Origin of the sequence: Streptomyces sp. R28 (assembly GCF_041052385.1) — a bacterium.
Taxonomy (GTDB): domain Bacteria; phylum Actinomycetota; class Actinomycetes; order Streptomycetales; family Streptomycetaceae; genus Streptomyces.
The window spans coordinates 2385886-2400433 of the sequence record NZ_CP163439.1 but is presented as its reverse complement, the minus strand read 5'-3'; the positions used below and the strand labels follow the sequence as shown (position 1 = coordinate 2400433).

The following is a 14548-nucleotide window of genomic DNA, read 5'->3' as shown; positions in this document are numbered from 1 at the left end:
GGGCCATGACCTCGAACGACGTTCCCGCCTCGGCATCCGGCGCAGCAGCCGGTCGTCGGCGTGCGTTGGGGCGGGGGCCGGGCGTCCCGGGAGTGGCTCCGCCGGTGGAACCGGCACCCGTGGAAATTCCGGAGCCTGTGGAGCCGAGACCGGAGCCGGAGCCGGTGATTGTCGTTCCGGAGTCGGAGCCCGAGGTTGTCGTACCGGAATCGGAGCCTCAGGTCGATGATCCTGATCCGGTTCCTGAGGTCGCCACTGCCGAGCCCGCCTCCGACGCTTCCGAGGAACCCGACGACGGCGTCTTCAAGGTTCGCCTCTCCAACTTCGAGGGCCCCTTCGATCTCCTCCTCCAGCTGATCTCCAAGCACAAGCTCGACGTCACCGAAGTCGCGTTGTCCAAGGTGACCGACGAGTTCATGGCGCACATCAGGGCGATGGGGCCGGACTGGGATCTCGACGAGACGACCGAGTTTCTCGTGGTCGCGGCCACCTTGCTCGACCTCAAGGCGGCCCGGCTGCTGCCCTCCGCCGAGGTGGAGGACGAAGCCGACCTCGCGCTGCTGGAGGCGAGGGACCTGCTGTTCGCGCGGCTGCTCCAGTACCGCGCGTACAAGCAGATCGCCGACATCTTCAGCCGGCGGCTCGACGACGAGGCCCGGCGCTATCCGCGGACCGTCGGGCTCGAACCGCACCATGCCGAGCTGTTGCCCGAGGTCGTCATCAGCATCGGGGCGGAAGGATTCGCCAGGCTCGCGATCAAGGCGATGCAGCCCAAGCCCAAGCCGCAGGTCTACGTCGATCACATTCACGCGCCGCTCGTGAGCGTGCAGGAGCAGGCCGGGATCGTCGTCGCGCGGCTGAAGGAGCTCGGCGAGGCCAGCTTCCGGGCCCTGGTCGAGGACACCGACGACACCCTGACCGTCGTAGCGCGCTTTCTGGCTCTCCTCGAGCTGTACCGCGAGAAGGCCGTGGCCCTCGACCAGGAGATCGCGCTCGGGGAGCTCATCGTGCGGTGGACCGGCGGCGAGGGGGACGAGACGCCCACAGTGACCGACGAGTTCGACCGGCCGCCGGAGCTGCCCCAGGAGGAGGAAAAGGCGTGAGCAAGGACACCACCGAGCTTCCGGCAGGGCTGCGTACCGTCGCGGACCTCGATCTCAAGCCCGCCCTGGAGGCGATGCTCATGGTCGTGGACGAGCCCGCGACCGAGGAGCGGCTCGCGAAGCTCCTGGAGCGGCCGCGGCGCCAGATCGCCGATGCCCTGCGGGAGCTCGCCGACGAGTACGCGATGCAGGGGCGCGGCTTCGAGCTGCGGTTCGTCGCGGGCGGCTGGCGTTTCTACACCCGCGCCGAGTACGCGGCCGCCGTCGAGCGCCTCGTTCTGGACGGCCAGACGGCCCGCCTCACGCAGGCCGCCCTGGAGACGCTCGCGGTCGTCGCGTACCGCCAGCCGGTCAGCCGCAGCCGGGTCTCGGCGGTGCGCGGAGTGAACTGCGACGGTGTCATGCGCACCCTTCTTCAGCGCGGTCTCGTCGAGGAGGCGGGCACGGAACCCGAAACAGGTGCGATCCTGTACAGGACGACGAACTACTTCCTGGAGCGGATGGGCCTGCGCGGTCTGGACGAGCTCCCGGAGCTCGCGCCCTTCCTCCCGGAGGCGGAGGCGATCGAGGCCGAGACACTGGAAGGGGTCCCGTCGTTCGATCCGGACGCTCCGGATTCCGAGGACGCAGACGACAAGACGGAAATTTGATGCGAAGCAGCAGCGGCAGGAACAGCAGCGGAAACAACGGCGGGAGCCGTGGTGGCAACAGCGGCGGCCGCGGCGGGAGCAGCGGTGGCCGCGGTAACTTCCGCGGCGCCGGTAACAACCGTGACGACAAGCAGGGCGGTCGGCCGAAGAAGCCGCGCCCGGAGGAGCGCCGCTACGACGTGGGCCCCGGGGCGACGCACGACGGCCCGAAGTCCGGACGCGGTGACTCCGCGCGCGGCGGCGCCAAGGGCGGGCCCAAGCAGGGCCAGCCGCGCGGAACCGGCCGGGGCCGTTCCGTCCCGGCGAGTTCCCGCGAGTACGACGCGCGCGCCGAGGAGCGCAACCGGGAGCGGTACGCCGGCAAGAAGGACGTCAAGCTGCCCAAGACCTTCCCGGGCGCCGAGCAGGAGGGTGAGCGGCTGCAGAAGGTGCTCGCGCGCGCGGGCTACGGCTCCCGGCGTGCCTGCGAGGAGCTCGTCGAGCAGGCGCGGGTCGAGGTCAACGGCGAGATCGTGCTGGAGCAGGGCAAGCGCGTCGACCCGGAGAAGGACGAGATCAAGGTGGACGGCCTGACGGTCGCCACGCAGTCGTACCAGTTCTTCTCGCTCAACAAGCCCGCCGGTGTCGTCTCGACGATGGAGGACCCCGACGGCCGTCAGTGCCTCGGCGACTACGTCACCAACCGCGAGACCCGGCTCTTCCACGTCGGCCGGCTCGACACCGAGACCGAGGGCGTCATCCTGCTCACCAACCACGGTGAGCTGGCCCACCGCCTCACCCACCCCAGGTACGGCGTGAAGAAGACCTACCTCGCCGCGATCGTGGGCCCGATCCCGCGCGACCTGGGCAAGAAGCTCAAGGACGGCATCCAGCTGGAGGACGGCTACGCGCGCGCGGACCACTTCCGGGTCGTCGAGCAGACCGGCAAGAACTACCTGGTCGAGGTCACCCTGCACGAGGGCCGCAAGCACATCGTGCGCCGCATGCTGGCGGAGGCGGGCTACCCCGTCGAGAAGCTGGTGCGCACCTCCTTCGGGCCGATCACCCTCGGCGACCAGAAGTCGGGCTGGCTGCGGCGGCTGTCGAACACCGAGGTCGGGATGCTGTTGAAGGAAGTCGATCTGTAGGTCGTTCCTGCGTCTGTTCCCGCACCGGCCGGTTCTGGGTTGCCCCAGGGCCGGCCGACCGCTGTCCGGGCGCTGGAGGGCCGCGCGCGGCGTCGGATGCCCTCCCGGGCCGGGCGGGCCGTTCCGGGCGCCTGAGGGGGTGCTGGGGGCCTTGTGGGGCCTGCCGTGAACTTCGGTGGCTGTTGGAACGTTCGCTCGCCTACGCGCTGGTGCCGGTTTTGCCTTCTCGGGGTTGTGGAACCGGGCCCCCCTCTTTATAGTCGGAGTGACTAATAGTCGTGCTGACTATAAAGAGGTGAGCGGCATGCCGGGACCCATCGCGCCCGAGGGCTACGACAAGTACGCCCACGAGCCCTTCGCCGTCACCGCCGACCTCGCCGTCCTCACCGTCCGCGACGGCGTCCTGCACGCCCTGCTCGTCGAGCGCGGGCAGGAGCCGTACAAGGGGCATTGGGCGCTGCCCGGCGGGTTCGTGCAGCCGGACGAGTCGGCGGAGACGGCCGCCCGGCGTGAACTCGCCGAGGAGACCGGCCTGTCGGACGTCTCCGGGCTGCATCTGGAGCAGCTGCGGACCTACAGCGAGCCCGACCGCGATCCCCGGATGCGGGTCGTGACGGTCGCCTTCACCGCGCTGCTGCCCCACCCGCCCGAACCGCACGGCGGCAGCGACGCGGCGCAGGCGCGCTGGGTGCCGTACGACACGGCGGGGCCGCTCGCCTTCGACCATGACCGGATCCTGGCCGACGCCCATGAACGCGTCGGCGCCAAGCTCGAGTACACCTGTCTCGCCACCGCCTTCTGCCCGCCCGAGTTCACGCTCGGCGAGCTGCAAAAGGTCTACGAGACGGTGTGGGGCACCGCCCTCGACCGGCCCAACTTCCGCCGCAAGGTGCTCGCCACGCCGGGCTTCGTCGAACCCGTACCCGGCGCCGCCCGGCTCACCGGCGGCCGTGGCAAACCGGCGCGCTGTACCGCGCGGGCACCGCCACCGCCCTCCACCCGCCCCTGCTGCGGCCCACCCCGGAAGGACGCCCCGCATGACCACGACCACCGTCCGCAAGCGCGCCGCCACCGGCTCCCTGCTCGGCCTCGCCCTCGGCGACGCGCTCGGCTTCCCGACCGAGTTCAACGACGTTCCCTCGATCCTCGCCAAGTGCGGGCCATGGCGCGAGATGGAACTGCCGACGCCGGCGATCGTCACCGACGACACGCAGATGACGCTGGCGTTGGGGAAGGGGCTGCGGACGGCGATGGATCGGGGTGTGCTCACCCCGAAGCGGCTGGAGCGGCCGGTGCGCGAGGAGTTCGTCGACTGGTACCAGTCGCCCGAGAACAATCGCGCGCCGGGCCGGACCTGCCTGGTCGCCTGCAATCTGCTGAAGAGCGAGAGCAGGACCTGGCAGGACGCCAGCCAGATCGGCTCCAAGGGCTGCGGCGCCAACATGCGCGTCGCGCCCATCGGCCTGGTCCCCGGCCTGAGCGACGAACAGCGCGCGGGCGCCGCCCAGTTGCAGTCCGCCCTCACCCACGGGCATCCGACGGCACTCGCCGCGTCCGACCTGACCGCACACGCCGTACGCCTCCTCGCGCAGGGCGCCGATCCCACCGGACTGGTCGGGCTGTTGCGGTCGTACGCCTACGAGAACCGCACCCGCTACCACCAGCGCTGGCTCGGCGACCTGTGGACCCGCAGCCAGGACCCCACCCCCGAGCACTTCATCACGCGCGGCTGGGACGAGTGTCTGGAGATCCTCGGCCGTCTCCAGGACGCCGTGCGCACGGCCTCGCCCGAGACCGACCCCTGCCTGGCCACCGGCGCCGGCTGGATCGCCGAAGAGGCCCTCGCGACCGGGTTGCTGTGCTTCCTGATGTTCGTCGACGAGCCGCTGACGGCGCTGCGCCGGGCCGCCTGCACGTCCGGGGACTCGGACTCGATCGCGTGCCTGACGGGCGCGTTCGCGGGCGCCTGGCTCGGGGCCGACGCCTGGCCGACCCAGTGGGCGGACCGGATCGAGTACCGGGGGGATCTGCTGACCCTCGGAGCACTCTGGGACGCTTGACGGATGATCGACGCCCTGGACATCGACCTCACGCCCGTCGTCGCCGAACAGCCCGACCCGGTGCTGTTCGCGACGGTCTCCGGCGCGCATCTGTACGGCTTCCCGTCGCGTGACTCGGACGTGGACCTGCGGGGCGTGCACCTGCTGCCGGCCGCCGACCTCGTCGGGCTGCGGGAGCCGGACGAGACGCGGTCGCGGATGTGGGTGCGGGACGGCGTCGAGATGGACCTGGTCACGCACGACCTACGCAAGTTCGTACGGCTGATGCTGCGCCGCAACGGCTATGTCCTGGAGCAGTTGCTCTCCCCGCTCGTCGTGCACACCACGGACGCCCACCGCGAGCTGGCCGAGCTCGCGCCCGGCGTCCTCACCAGCCATCACGCCCATCACTACCGCGGGTTCGCGAACACGCAGTGGCGGCTGTTCGAGAAGACCGGCGAGCTCAAGCCACTGCTCTACACCTTCCGCGTACTGCTCACCGGGATCCATCTGATGCGCAGTGGTGAGGTGCAGCCGCATCTGCCCACGTTGATCGGGGAAGTCGACGCGCCCGCCTGTCTGCCGGAGCTGATCACGGCCAAGGCCGAGCAGGAGCACGGGGCCGCCGACGTCGACCACGCGCGCGTGGCGGCCGACGTCGAGCGGCTGCACGGCGTGCTGGACGAGGCGCAGAGTGCCTCAGCGCTGCCCGATGCCCCGCGGGCCTACGACGCCCTGCACGCCTTCGTCGTACGGACCCGGCTGGAGGGCTGAGGCGTGCTGGAGGGCTGAGGTGCGGCGGACGTGGATCAGGAAGTCCTCCACTCGGCGGCGGTCCGGCTCGGTCGCGAGCGGGCTGCGGTGGGTGGCTGCCTCGGCCTCGCTCGCCAGTCGGGCCATCCAGGACTCCACCTGTGGCCAGGGGACCTCGCCGCGCTTGACCGCCAGCAGCGGCTCGCGCTGGTCACCCACGTCGATCGTCAGGCGGCCGGTGCGCAGCAGGTCGCGGGCGCTCGTCAGGAGGCGGAGCAGGTGCATCGCGTGTTTCCAGCGCGGCGCGCCGTGCACACGGACGTCGGCGTCCAGTTTCTTGCGCTGGCCCAGGGCGTAGCGGGCGAACGTCTCATGGGCCTGGCGGGACAGGAACGCCTCGCGCAGGGCGAGGAGTTCGCGCCCCGTGTCGTCGACGTGCTCCACGAGCGGGGAGTGCAGGCACTCCAGGATGTTCGGGTTGGCGCGCAGGGCCAGCTCGCAGAAGCGTTCCAGTTCCCAGCTGAACTGCTCCTGCAGCGGGCCTTCGACGTGCGTCGGCGGCTTGGCGAGGCGCCAGAAGAGGGGGGTGGGAGCGAGGAACACGCCCCGGCGGTCGGTGTCGCTGCCGTTCGTCGCCAGACCGAAGGCGCGCGAGCCCATGACGCAGGCGTAGATCGTGTGGTCGCGTACCAGGGTCAGGGTCTCGGAATGCATGCCCCGGAGCGTACGGGGCGGCTCACGCCAGGCGGATCGAATTTCCGTCCACGGTGATCTTCTTCTCGGGCAGCGGCCTCGTCGCCGGAGGGTGGGCCACCGAGCCGTCGGTGAGGTTGAACTTGCTGCCGTGGCAGGTGCAGTTGATCGTGCCGTCCGAGACATTGGCGACCGTGCACTGCTGGTGCGTGCAGATGGCGGAGAAGGCCTTGAACTCGCCGGACTTCGGCTGGGTCACCACCACCTTCTCGTCCTTGAGGATCGTGCCGCCGCCCACCGGGACGTCGGCCGCGGCGACCAGCTCCTGGCCGGGGGAGAGGGCCGGGGACGAGTCGCCCTTGCCGTCGGAATCGCCGCAGCTCGCGACGAGCGCCGCCGCACCCGTCGCGCCCGTCGCGATGAGGATCGTGCGTCGCGTCGGACCGTTGGTCATGTCGTCACTCCGAAGGTGCGGAAGAACCAGAGGGCGGAAGTCAGCCAGATGATCGTCAGAGCGGTGAGGACCAGCCCGCCGACGATCGGCAGCAGCCAGCTGGGAAGTCGCTCCGAGCGGAGCAACAGCATCTTTGCACTGAAGGCACCGAAGAAGAAGCAACCCAGGAGGGAGTGCCAGAAAACGCGTGTTTCGTACGTCTGGTATCCCATGGCGTACAGACAGTGCACCGCCACGGGGACGGAGACCAGGAACGCCGCGCGTCCCGACCAGCGGTGCAGTGCGGACGACCAGGCCGGCCCCGGCAGCTTGCCGTACACCATGAACGCGGAGACCAGCTGGACCAGCGCGAAGAAGATCGCTGCCGTCGCCAGCCATGACTTCACCGCGCCCGTGCTGCTGAACCCGGCGAGATTGAAGGCCGTCCCGGACGGGTCGTGGACGTTGCCGTACACACCCAGGGCCACGGCGACGGCGCCCGCGACCAGCGCCGGGACCAGATAGCGGGCCGGGTGCGGGCGGCGGTGGCCGGGGTGCGGGGGCGGGAAGTCCTGGGTGACGGCGTTCGGGTCGACGGTCATGATCGACTCCCGTGAGGAGGGGGACCGAGGAGGGGGATCGAGGAGCGGGATCAGGGGGTGGCGGGGCGGGCCGTGAGCTGCTGTCCGTCGACCGTCACCGCGCCGGTCTCCGGGGCGAGCCGCGGGGCGCGCGAGGGCTCGCCGTCGCGGGTGAGGACGCCGACCTGCCGGCCGTCCGGCAGCACGATCCAGCCGCCGTCGACCTCGGTGCCGCGCACGGTGGAGGTGGCCCGGTACAGGCCCGACGGCTTCTTCGTCCTGTCGGCGGTGAAGGGATGGCGCCCGCCGTCGATGTGGACCGTGCCGCGGATCCGATTGCCCTCCTCCAGGGTGCCGTTCAGGACGGAGCCGTCCTTGCCGGTGAGCCGCATGGTCCCGTCGTCGTTCACCTCGCCCCGCAGCCAGGACTCCTTGGCGCGGCCGTCGCAGAAGTACGCGATCGCCCTGCCGTCGCGCAGGGTGAGGGCGACGGCGGAGGAGTCGTCGTCGGTGCGGCCGGCGTAGCGGGCGTCGGGGACGGGGGTTGTGGTGGGCGAGGGTGAGGGCGGCGGGGCCGTCCTGGTGGGCGTCGGTGACGCCGTCGCCGTGGGCGACTCCTTCGCGGTGTCCGCGGACGAGTCTGCGGACGAATCCGCCGACGAAGACGCTGTGTTCCTCGTCCCCGTCGTCGCGTTGAGCGACAGCATGAACACGCCGACCAACAGTCCCGCGAGAAGGGTGAACAAAGGTCCGGGACGCTTCATGAGGCCTCCCCCGAGGCGAGCTTCCTGCCCATGAGAGCGGACCCGTGCCCCGGCGTCCAGAGGCGCACGGAGGTGTTCGCAGTCCGGTAGCGAAACCGGGACGGACGGGTGACAGTGGGCCAAAGCCGACTTCGGGCGCCTGTCGGTGTCTCAGCGGGCGGGCGACGTACGTCTGCCGCATCCGGGCTGACTAGGCTGGACCGGCGAAAGAGCCGATCCGTACAGCAGCAAGGAGCCAAGCCGTGGCGGTACGAGCGGTCCGGGGGGCCGTCCAACTGGAGCGGGACGAGGCCGGCCACATGGACGAGCAGGTCGGGGCCCTGCTCACCGCGATCCTGGAGCGCAACGGCCTGGGCGCGGACGACCTGATCAGCATCTGGTTCACGGCCACGCCCGATCTGCACAGCGACTTCCCGGCGGCCGCCGCCCGCAAGCTCGGCATCGTCGACGTCCCGCTGATCTGCGCCCAGGAACTGGACATCGCGGGCGCCATGCCCCGGGTCGTGCGCGTCCTCGCGCACATCGAGTCCGACAAGCCCCGCGCCGACATCGCGCACGTCTACCTCGGTGCCGCGGCCGCCCTGCGCAAGGACATCGCCCAGTGAGAACCGCACTCGTCATCGGTACCGGTCTCATCGGTACGTCCGCCGCGCTGGCGCTGGCGGGGCGCGGTGTCGTCGTCCACCTCGCCGACCACGACCTGGAGCAGGCCCGTACGGCGGGCGCGCTCGGCGCCGGCACGGACGAGGCGCCCGAGGGGCCCGTGGACCTCGCGATCGTCGCCGCCCCGCCCGCGCACGTGGCCGGGGTGCTCGCCGACGCCATGCGCCGGGGTCTGGCCCGCGGCTACCTCGACGTGGCCAGCGTCAAGGGCGGGCCGCGGCGTGAGCTGGAGGCGCTCGGGCTCGACCTGTCGTCGTACATCGGTACGCATCCCATGTCGGGCCGTGAGAAGTCCGGGCCGCTGGCCGCGACCGGAGACCTCTTCGAGGGCCGTCCCTGGGTGCTGACGCCGACCCGCGACACCGACACCGAGGTGCTGAACCTCGCCCTGGAGCTGGTCTCGCACTGCCGTGCCGTGCCGGTGGTGATGGACGCCGACGCCCACGACCGTGCGGTCGCCCTGGTGTCGCACATGCCTCACCTGGTGTCCAGCATGGTCGCGGCGCGGCTGCAGAACGCCGAGGAGGCGGCTGTACGGCTGTGCGGTCAGGGCATTCGTGACGTGACCCGGATCGCCGCGTCCGACCCCCGGATGTGGATCGACATCCTCTCCGCGAACCCGGGGCCGGTCGCCGACCTGCTCACGGATGTGGCCGCGGACCTGGAGGAGACGGTGCGGGCGCTGCGGGCGCTGCAGTCGTCCGACGACGCCAAACGGCTGGAGGGGACGTCCGGGATCGAGGACGTGCTGCGGCGCGGGAACGCGGGACAGGTGCGCGTGCCCGGTAAGCACGGGGCGGCTCCTCGGGCCTACGAGGTCGTCGCGGTGCTGATCGACGACCAGCCAGGACAGCTGGCCCGGATCTTCGCGGATGCGGGGCGGGCCGGGGTCAACATCGAGGACGTGCGGATCGAGCATGCGACGGGGCAGCAGGCCGGCTTGGTGCAGCTGATGGTGGAGCCGAAGGCGGCGCCGGTGCTCAGTGCTGCGCTGCGGGAGCGGGGCTGGGCGATCCGTCAGTAGGGTTCGACCCCGCCAGGGGGCTGCCGCCCCCTGGACCCCCGCTTCGGCCTGAACGGCCTCGTCCGCAAACGCCGGACAGGCTGAGATGCACGGCCCGGCGCTGGGAAGTGACCGTCGGCATCATGAGGCCTCGAACGCCGGGCGGGCGGACGAGTGAGTCGCACCCAGTAACCTTGTGCGGGGCACGTTCGCGTCCCACTCCTCCCGCCTCACCGCACCAGGAAGGTGTTCCCCCGTGGAAAACGGTGCCGCCAAGCCCGTGATTGTCGCCATTGACGGCCCCTCCGGCACTGGCAAGTCGAGCACGTCGAAGGCCGTCGCAGCGCAGCTCGGGCTGAGCTACCTCGACACCGGCGCCCAGTACCGGGCGATCACCTGGTGGATGGTGACCAACGGGATCGACATCGAGGACCCGTCCGCGATCGCCGCCGTGGCCGGCAAGCCCGAGATCGTCTCCGGCACCGACCCGGCGAACCCGACGATCACCGTGGACGGCACCGACGTGGCCGGCCCGATCCGCACTCAGGAGGTCACCTCCAAGGTCAGCGCGGTCAGCGCGGTGCCCGAGGTGCGCTCCCGGATCACCGAGTTGCAGCGCTCGCTCGCGACCTCCGCGGAGGTCGGCATCGTCGTCGAGGGCCGCGACATCGGTACGACCGTGCTGCCCGACGCCCACCTGAAGATCTTCCTCACCGCTTCCCCGGAGGCCCGCGCGGCCCGCCGCAGCGGCGAGCTGAAGGGCGCCGACGTGCACGCGACCCGCGAGGCGCTGATCAAGCGCGACGCGCCGACTCCAGCCGCAAGACCTCGCCGCTCGCCAAGGCGGACGACGCGGTCGAGGTGGACACCACCGCGCTCACGCTGCAGCAGGTCATCGAGTGCGTCGTCACCCTCGTCGAGGAGAAGCGAGCCGGGAAGTGAGCGTTGCGTCCGCGCCCTCCGAGCGGGGCGCCGAGGTCGGGCGGCGCATCGGCGTCGGCCTGATGTACGGGCTGTGGCGTCCCCGGGTCCTGGGTGCCTGGAAGATGCCCGCGACCGGGCCGCTGATCCTCGCGGTCAACCACAGCCACAACATCGACGGGCCGATGGTGATGGGAGTGTCGCCCCGGCCCGTGCACTTCCTGATCAAGAAGGAAGCGTTCGTCGGCCCGCTCGACCCCTTCCTGACCGGTATCGGCCAGCTGAAGGTGGACCGTCACTCCGCAGACCGCACGGCCATCACCCAGACGCTCGACGTCCTGTCGAACGGCGGCGTCCTCGGGATATTCCCCGAGGGCACCCGGGGCGAGGGCGACTTCGCCGCGCTGCGCGCCGGGCTCGCCTACTTCGCGGTGCGCAGCGGGGCACCGATCGTCCCGGTCGCCGTGCTGGGAAGTTCCGAGAAGCGGGGACGGTTGATGAAGGGGCTGCCTCCGCTGCGGCACCGCGTCGACGTCGTGTACGGCGACCCCTTCGAGGCGGGCGACGGCAGCGGACGGCGCACTCGCAAGGCGCTGGACGAGGCGACCGAGCGCATCCAGAAGCAGCTCACCGCGCACCTGGAAAACGCCAGGCGGCTGACCGGCCGCTAGGCGACACTGAGTAGTGGATCAGACCGGCACAAAGGCACCGGGAGGTCCACCGATCACCACGATGAACGAGGTACGGACTTCATGAACGACCACATCCACTCCGAGGGCTCGCTCGAAGAGCACGAGCACGGAGAGCTTGGCGATGCCGAGTACGCGGAGTTCATGGAGCTCGCCGCGGAAGAGGGCTTCGACCTCGAGGACGTCGAGGGGGCCATCGAGGCCGCCGGGCACGGACCCTTGCCCGTCCTCGCCGTCGTGGGCCGCCCCAATGTCGGCAAGTCGACTCTCGTCAACCGGATCATCGGGCGCCGCGAGGCGGTCGTCGAGGACAAGCCCGGCGTCACCCGTGACCGTGTGACCTACGAGGCCGAGTGGGCGGGCCGGCGCTTCAAGGTCGTCGACACCGGCGGCTGGGAGCAGGACGTCTTCGGCATCGACGCCTCCGTGGCCGCGCAGGCCGAGTTCGCGATCGAGGCCGCCGACGCCGTCGTGTTCGTCGTCGACGCCAAGGTCGGCGCGACCGACACCGACGAGGCGGTCGTACGACTGCTGCGCAAGGCCGGCAAGCCCGTCGTGCTGTGCGCCAACAAGGTCGACGGCCCCAGCGGTGAGGCGGACGCCACGTATCTGTGGTCGCTGGGCCTGGGGGAGCCCCACCCCGTCTCCGCGCTGCACGGCCGTGGCACCGGCGACATGCTGGACGCCGTCCTGGAGGCGCTGCCGGAAGCACCGCGCGAGTCCTTCGGCGGGGGCGGAGTCGGCGGGCCCGCGCCGCATCGCCCTGATCGGCCGCCCGAACGTCGGCAAGTCCTCCCTGCTGAACAAGGTGGCGGGCGAGGAGCGCGTCGTCGTCGACGAGCTGGCCGGCACCACCCGTGACCCGGTCGACGAGCTCATCGAACTGGGCGGCGTGACCTGGAAGTTCGTCGACACGGCGGGCATCCGCAAGCGCGTCCACCTCCAGCAGGGCGCCGACTACTACGCCTCGCTGCGCACCGCGGCCGCCGTCGAGAAGGCCGAGGTCGCCGTCGTCCTGATCGACGGCTCCGAGTCCATCTCGGTGCAGGACCAGCGCATCGTCACGATGGCCGTGGAAGCGGGCCGCGCGATGGTGATCGCCTACAACAAGTGGGACACCCTCGACGAGGAGCGCCGCTACTACCTGGAGCGGGAGATCGAGACCGAGTTCGGTCAGGTCGCCTGGGCGCCGCGGGTCAATGTCTCCGCGCGCACCGGCCGTCACATGGAGAAGCTGGTCCCCGCTATCGAGACCGCCCTCGCCGGCTGGGAGACCCGCGTTCCGACCGGCCGCCTGAACGCCTTCCTCGGCGAGCTGGTCGCCGCCCACCCCCACCCGATCCGCGGCGGCAAGCAGCCCCGCATCCTGTTCGGCACCCAGGCCGGCACCAAGCCCCCGCGGTTCGTGCTCTTCGCTTCCGGCTTCATCGAGGCGGGCTACCGCCGCTTCATCGAGCGCCGGCTGCGCGAGGAGTTCGGCTTCGAGGGCACGCCGATCCACATCTCCGTGCGGGTGCGGGAGAAGCGCGGCAAGAAGAAGTAACAGCGCACAGCTGAAGGGCGGCCCGTACCGGGCCGCCCTTTCGTGTGTTCAGCCCCTGCGCGCCGGCGGCAGCGCGGCCGGGACGTGGTGCATCCCCGTGCCCCCCTGCGGGCCGATGTGCCCGACGCGCTGCCACTGCGGCTGCTGACCGCTGCCGTGGCGAGCGCTGTGCGCTCCCGCGCTGTAGGCGCTGTACGAACTGCTGAACGACCCCGGCCGATGGCCGCCGTACGTGCCGGTACTGCGCTGGATGTTCCCGAACGCGATGAACCCCAGGTCCTCCTCACCGCTGCGATCACCCGGCAGCGAACGGAAGGACTTGACGTACTCGGCGTAGAGCGCGTCGTAGATCGGTGTGGGCGAGGGGCCGCCCTGATGGCGGGGAACGTCGTATGCATGCACGTATGTCCAAACGACCCCGAGCCTGATGAGATGCGGTCGGTCACGGCCCTTTAGGGGCGCGAGGAACGGCGCGACCAGCCACAACCGACCCGCGGTCGCCGTGCGACCCGCGGCCCCCGCCCGTCAGGCGCACTCACGTCCCGGCCAGAGGCAGCGCCGAACCGACCAACTTCCCGTTCGCCGCCGCCTTGTCCAGCGCGTCCCGCAGCAGGTCCTCCCGGGGCTGACGCCCGATCGAACCCACCGGTGCCGCGAACATCAGTACCTGCTGATGCTTGTTGGCTGCGGCCCGCCATCCGTCGGTGACCAGCAGCGGCTGATGCGCCTGCCACCAGGCGACCGGCTGCCCCCCGTTGGTCCCCGGCTGGAGAACCGCGTGCAGCTGGCCCATGGCCAGCAGCACGGACCAGCCGTGCAGTACCGGCGGCACATCGGCCAGCTCCGTCACCGGCATGAACCCCTGTTCGATCAGCAGTGGCAGGAAGTCGTCCCCGGCGCCGGTCGCCCCGGGACGCATGATGGGCCCGGTCGGCTCGACGACCAGGGCGGGGTGCAGCTCCCCGGCGATCAGTACCAGTCCGCTGGTCACGCCGAGCACGGCCTGCTCCGGCACGATCGACTCCGGCTGCAGATCGACCCGGTCGCCGGTGATGGACTTCACGGCACCCCGCAACTGCTCCTCGGTGACCTGGACGACCTGCGAGGGCAGGCAGGTGGCGTGGGCGAAGGCGAGGACTGCGGTCTCGTCCCCGATGAACAGGACGGTGCTGGTGCGCTCCTGTTCGGAGTCGCCCGGGGTGCGGCAGGACGTGCAGTCGTAACTGCCGGGTGCGTTCTCTCCGGCGAGCAGCCGGTCGGCTTCTTCGTCGCCGATCTCGGCACGTACCTCGTCGCTGACGTCGAGCATGCGCGGCACGGTTGGCTCCCTCGGGATGCGGTGCGTGGCGGGGCCGGGTGGCTCCCGGTCCGTGAACCGGGCGGGTGCCGGGCTCATGAAGAAGACAACGGACGATCTGTGGCGGGAGTCACGCACCACAGCGAACGGAATCGAACCATCCAACGCGCACGGTCACCTCGGGTGCGGAATCGCGCACTCACCGTCAAGTCCCGGGAGGGTCAAGGAAGTTGGTTGGGTGGGGTGCGTCACAGATCGCCGGGGGTGCTGGTCGACAAATCCTGAAATC

14 protein-coding genes and 3 pseudogenes are annotated in these 14548 nt (G+C 70.8%); 11 read left to right on the top strand and 6 right to left on the bottom strand.

The window, feature by feature from the left end:
* Positions 1-5: 5 nt before the first annotated feature.
* From AB5J49_RS10510 to AB5J49_RS10485, 6 genes and pseudogenes are all read left to right on the top strand, one after another.
* A complete protein-coding gene (locus tag AB5J49_RS10510) occupies positions 6-1103 on the top strand; it encodes a segregation/condensation protein A (protein WP_369168288.1) in 1098 nt (365 codons plus the stop codon).
* Positions 1100-1753 (top strand): SMC-Scp complex subunit ScpB, encoded by a 654-nt coding sequence (gene scpB, locus AB5J49_RS10505; RefSeq protein ID WP_369168287.1) that lies wholly within the window; start codon positions 1100-1102, stop codon positions 1751-1753. Before AB5J49_RS10510 ends, scpB begins: the two co-directional genes overlap by 4 nt.
* Complete coding sequence (locus AB5J49_RS10500) at positions 1753-2880, top strand: pseudouridine synthase (protein WP_369168286.1); 1128 nt, start codon at positions 1753-1755, stop codon at positions 2878-2880. Before scpB ends, AB5J49_RS10500 begins: the two co-directional genes overlap by 1 nt.
* Before the next feature lie 304 nt (positions 2881-3184).
* Positions 3185-3921 (top strand): annotated as a pseudogene (locus tag AB5J49_RS10495) (NUDIX domain-containing protein).
* On the top strand, positions 3918-4940 hold the full coding sequence (locus AB5J49_RS10490) for an ADP-ribosylglycohydrolase family protein (protein ID WP_369168284.1): 1023 nt from the start codon (positions 3918-3920) through the stop codon (positions 4938-4940). Before AB5J49_RS10495 ends, AB5J49_RS10490 begins: the two are co-directional and overlap by 4 nt.
* Before the next feature lie 3 nt (positions 4941-4943).
* Entirely contained in the window at positions 4944-5693 is a 750-nt protein-coding gene (locus tag AB5J49_RS10485; RefSeq protein ID WP_369168283.1) for a nucleotidyltransferase domain-containing protein, read from the top strand.
* On the opposite strand, the gene AB5J49_RS10480 is transcribed toward AB5J49_RS10485, so the two are convergent.
* Genes AB5J49_RS10480 through AB5J49_RS10465 form a run of 4 tightly spaced genes read right to left on the bottom strand, consistent with a single transcriptional unit; the run spans position 5619 to position 8143 of the window.
* Entirely contained in the window at positions 5619-6386 is a 768-nt protein-coding gene (locus tag AB5J49_RS10480) for a nucleotidyltransferase domain-containing protein (protein WP_369168282.1), read from the bottom strand. The two genes, AB5J49_RS10485 and AB5J49_RS10480, sit on opposite strands and share 75 nt — an antisense overlap.
* 22 nt (positions 6387-6408) lie before the next feature.
* Positions 6409-6819 (bottom strand): Rieske (2Fe-2S) protein, encoded by a 411-nt coding sequence (locus tag AB5J49_RS10475; protein WP_369168281.1) that lies wholly within the window; start codon positions 6817-6819, stop codon positions 6409-6411.
* Positions 6816-7400, bottom strand: coding sequence for a DUF6529 family protein (locus AB5J49_RS10470; protein WP_369168280.1), 585 nt, complete (start codon positions 7398-7400; stop codon positions 6816-6818). The genes AB5J49_RS10475 and AB5J49_RS10470 overlap by 4 nt, the downstream gene beginning before the upstream one ends.
* A 50-nt stretch (positions 7401-7450) precedes the next feature.
* Positions 7451-8143 carry a hypothetical protein gene (locus tag AB5J49_RS10465; RefSeq protein WP_369168279.1) on the bottom strand — a complete coding sequence of 231 codons (693 nt, stop codon included), beginning with the start codon at positions 8141-8143 and terminating at the stop codon, positions 7451-7453.
* A 242-nt stretch (positions 8144-8385) separates the two neighbouring features.
* On the opposite strand from AB5J49_RS10465, the gene aroH reads away from it, so the two are divergent.
* From aroH to der, 5 genes and pseudogenes are all read left to right on the top strand, one after another.
* Positions 8386-8748: a chorismate mutase gene (aroH, locus tag AB5J49_RS10460; protein ID WP_369168278.1), complete on the top strand. Its 363-nt coding sequence runs from the start codon at positions 8386-8388 to the stop codon at positions 8746-8748.
* Positions 8745-9830 (top strand): prephenate dehydrogenase, encoded by a 1086-nt coding sequence (locus tag AB5J49_RS10455; protein ID WP_369168277.1) that lies wholly within the window; start codon positions 8745-8747, stop codon positions 9828-9830. Before aroH ends, AB5J49_RS10455 begins: the two co-directional genes overlap by 4 nt.
* Before the next feature lie 235 nt (positions 9831-10065).
* Positions 10066-10751 (top strand): annotated as a pseudogene (gene cmk, locus AB5J49_RS10450) ((d)CMP kinase).
* Positions 10709-11401 carry a lysophospholipid acyltransferase family protein gene (locus tag AB5J49_RS10445; RefSeq protein ID WP_369168276.1) on the top strand — a complete coding sequence of 231 codons (693 nt, stop codon included), beginning with the start codon at positions 10709-10711 and terminating at the stop codon, positions 11399-11401. Before cmk ends, AB5J49_RS10445 begins: the two are co-directional and overlap by 43 nt.
* A gap of 81 nt (positions 11402-11482) precedes the next feature.
* Positions 11483-12962: pseudogene (gene der / locus AB5J49_RS10440) on the top strand (ribosome biogenesis GTPase Der).
* A 48-nt stretch (positions 12963-13010) separates the two neighbouring features.
* On the opposite strand, the gene AB5J49_RS10435 reads toward der, so the two are convergent.
* Positions 13011-13364, bottom strand: coding sequence for a hypothetical protein (locus AB5J49_RS10435; protein WP_062714094.1), 354 nt, complete (start codon positions 13362-13364; stop codon positions 13011-13013).
* Between the two features lie 133 nt (positions 13365-13497).
* Positions 13498-14280 (bottom strand): hypothetical protein, encoded by a 783-nt coding sequence (locus AB5J49_RS10430; protein WP_369168275.1) that lies wholly within the window; start codon positions 14278-14280, stop codon positions 13498-13500.
* Positions 14281-14548 lie beyond the last annotated feature (268 nt).

Excerpts from the sequence above, each read along its gene's own strand:
- AB5J49_RS10510 (WP_369168288.1), top strand. The coding sequence starts at position 6 with ATGACCTCGAACGACGTTCCCGCCTCGGCATCCGGCGCAGCAGCCGGT.
- AB5J49_RS10500 (WP_369168286.1), top strand. The coding sequence starts at position 1,753 with ATGCGAAGCAGCAGCGGCAGGAACAGCAGCGGAAACAACGGCGGGAGC.
- AB5J49_RS10490 (WP_369168284.1), top strand. The coding sequence starts at position 3,918 with ATGACCACGACCACCGTCCGCAAGCGCGCCGCCACCGGCTCCCTGCTC.
- AB5J49_RS10485 (WP_369168283.1), top strand. The coding sequence starts at position 4,944 with ATGATCGACGCCCTGGACATCGACCTCACGCCCGTCGTCGCCGAACAG.
- AB5J49_RS10480 (WP_369168282.1), bottom strand. The coding sequence starts at position 6,386 with ATGCATTCCGAGACCCTGACCCTGGTACGCGACCACACGATCTACGCC.
- AB5J49_RS10475 (WP_369168281.1), bottom strand. The coding sequence starts at position 6,819 with ATGACCAACGGTCCGACGCGACGCACGATCCTCATCGCGACGGGCGCG.
- AB5J49_RS10470 (WP_369168280.1), bottom strand. The coding sequence starts at position 7,400 with ATGACCGTCGACCCGAACGCCGTCACCCAGGACTTCCCGCCCCCGCAC.
- AB5J49_RS10465 (WP_369168279.1), bottom strand. The coding sequence starts at position 8,143 with ATGAAGCGTCCCGGACCTTTGTTCACCCTTCTCGCGGGACTGTTGGTC.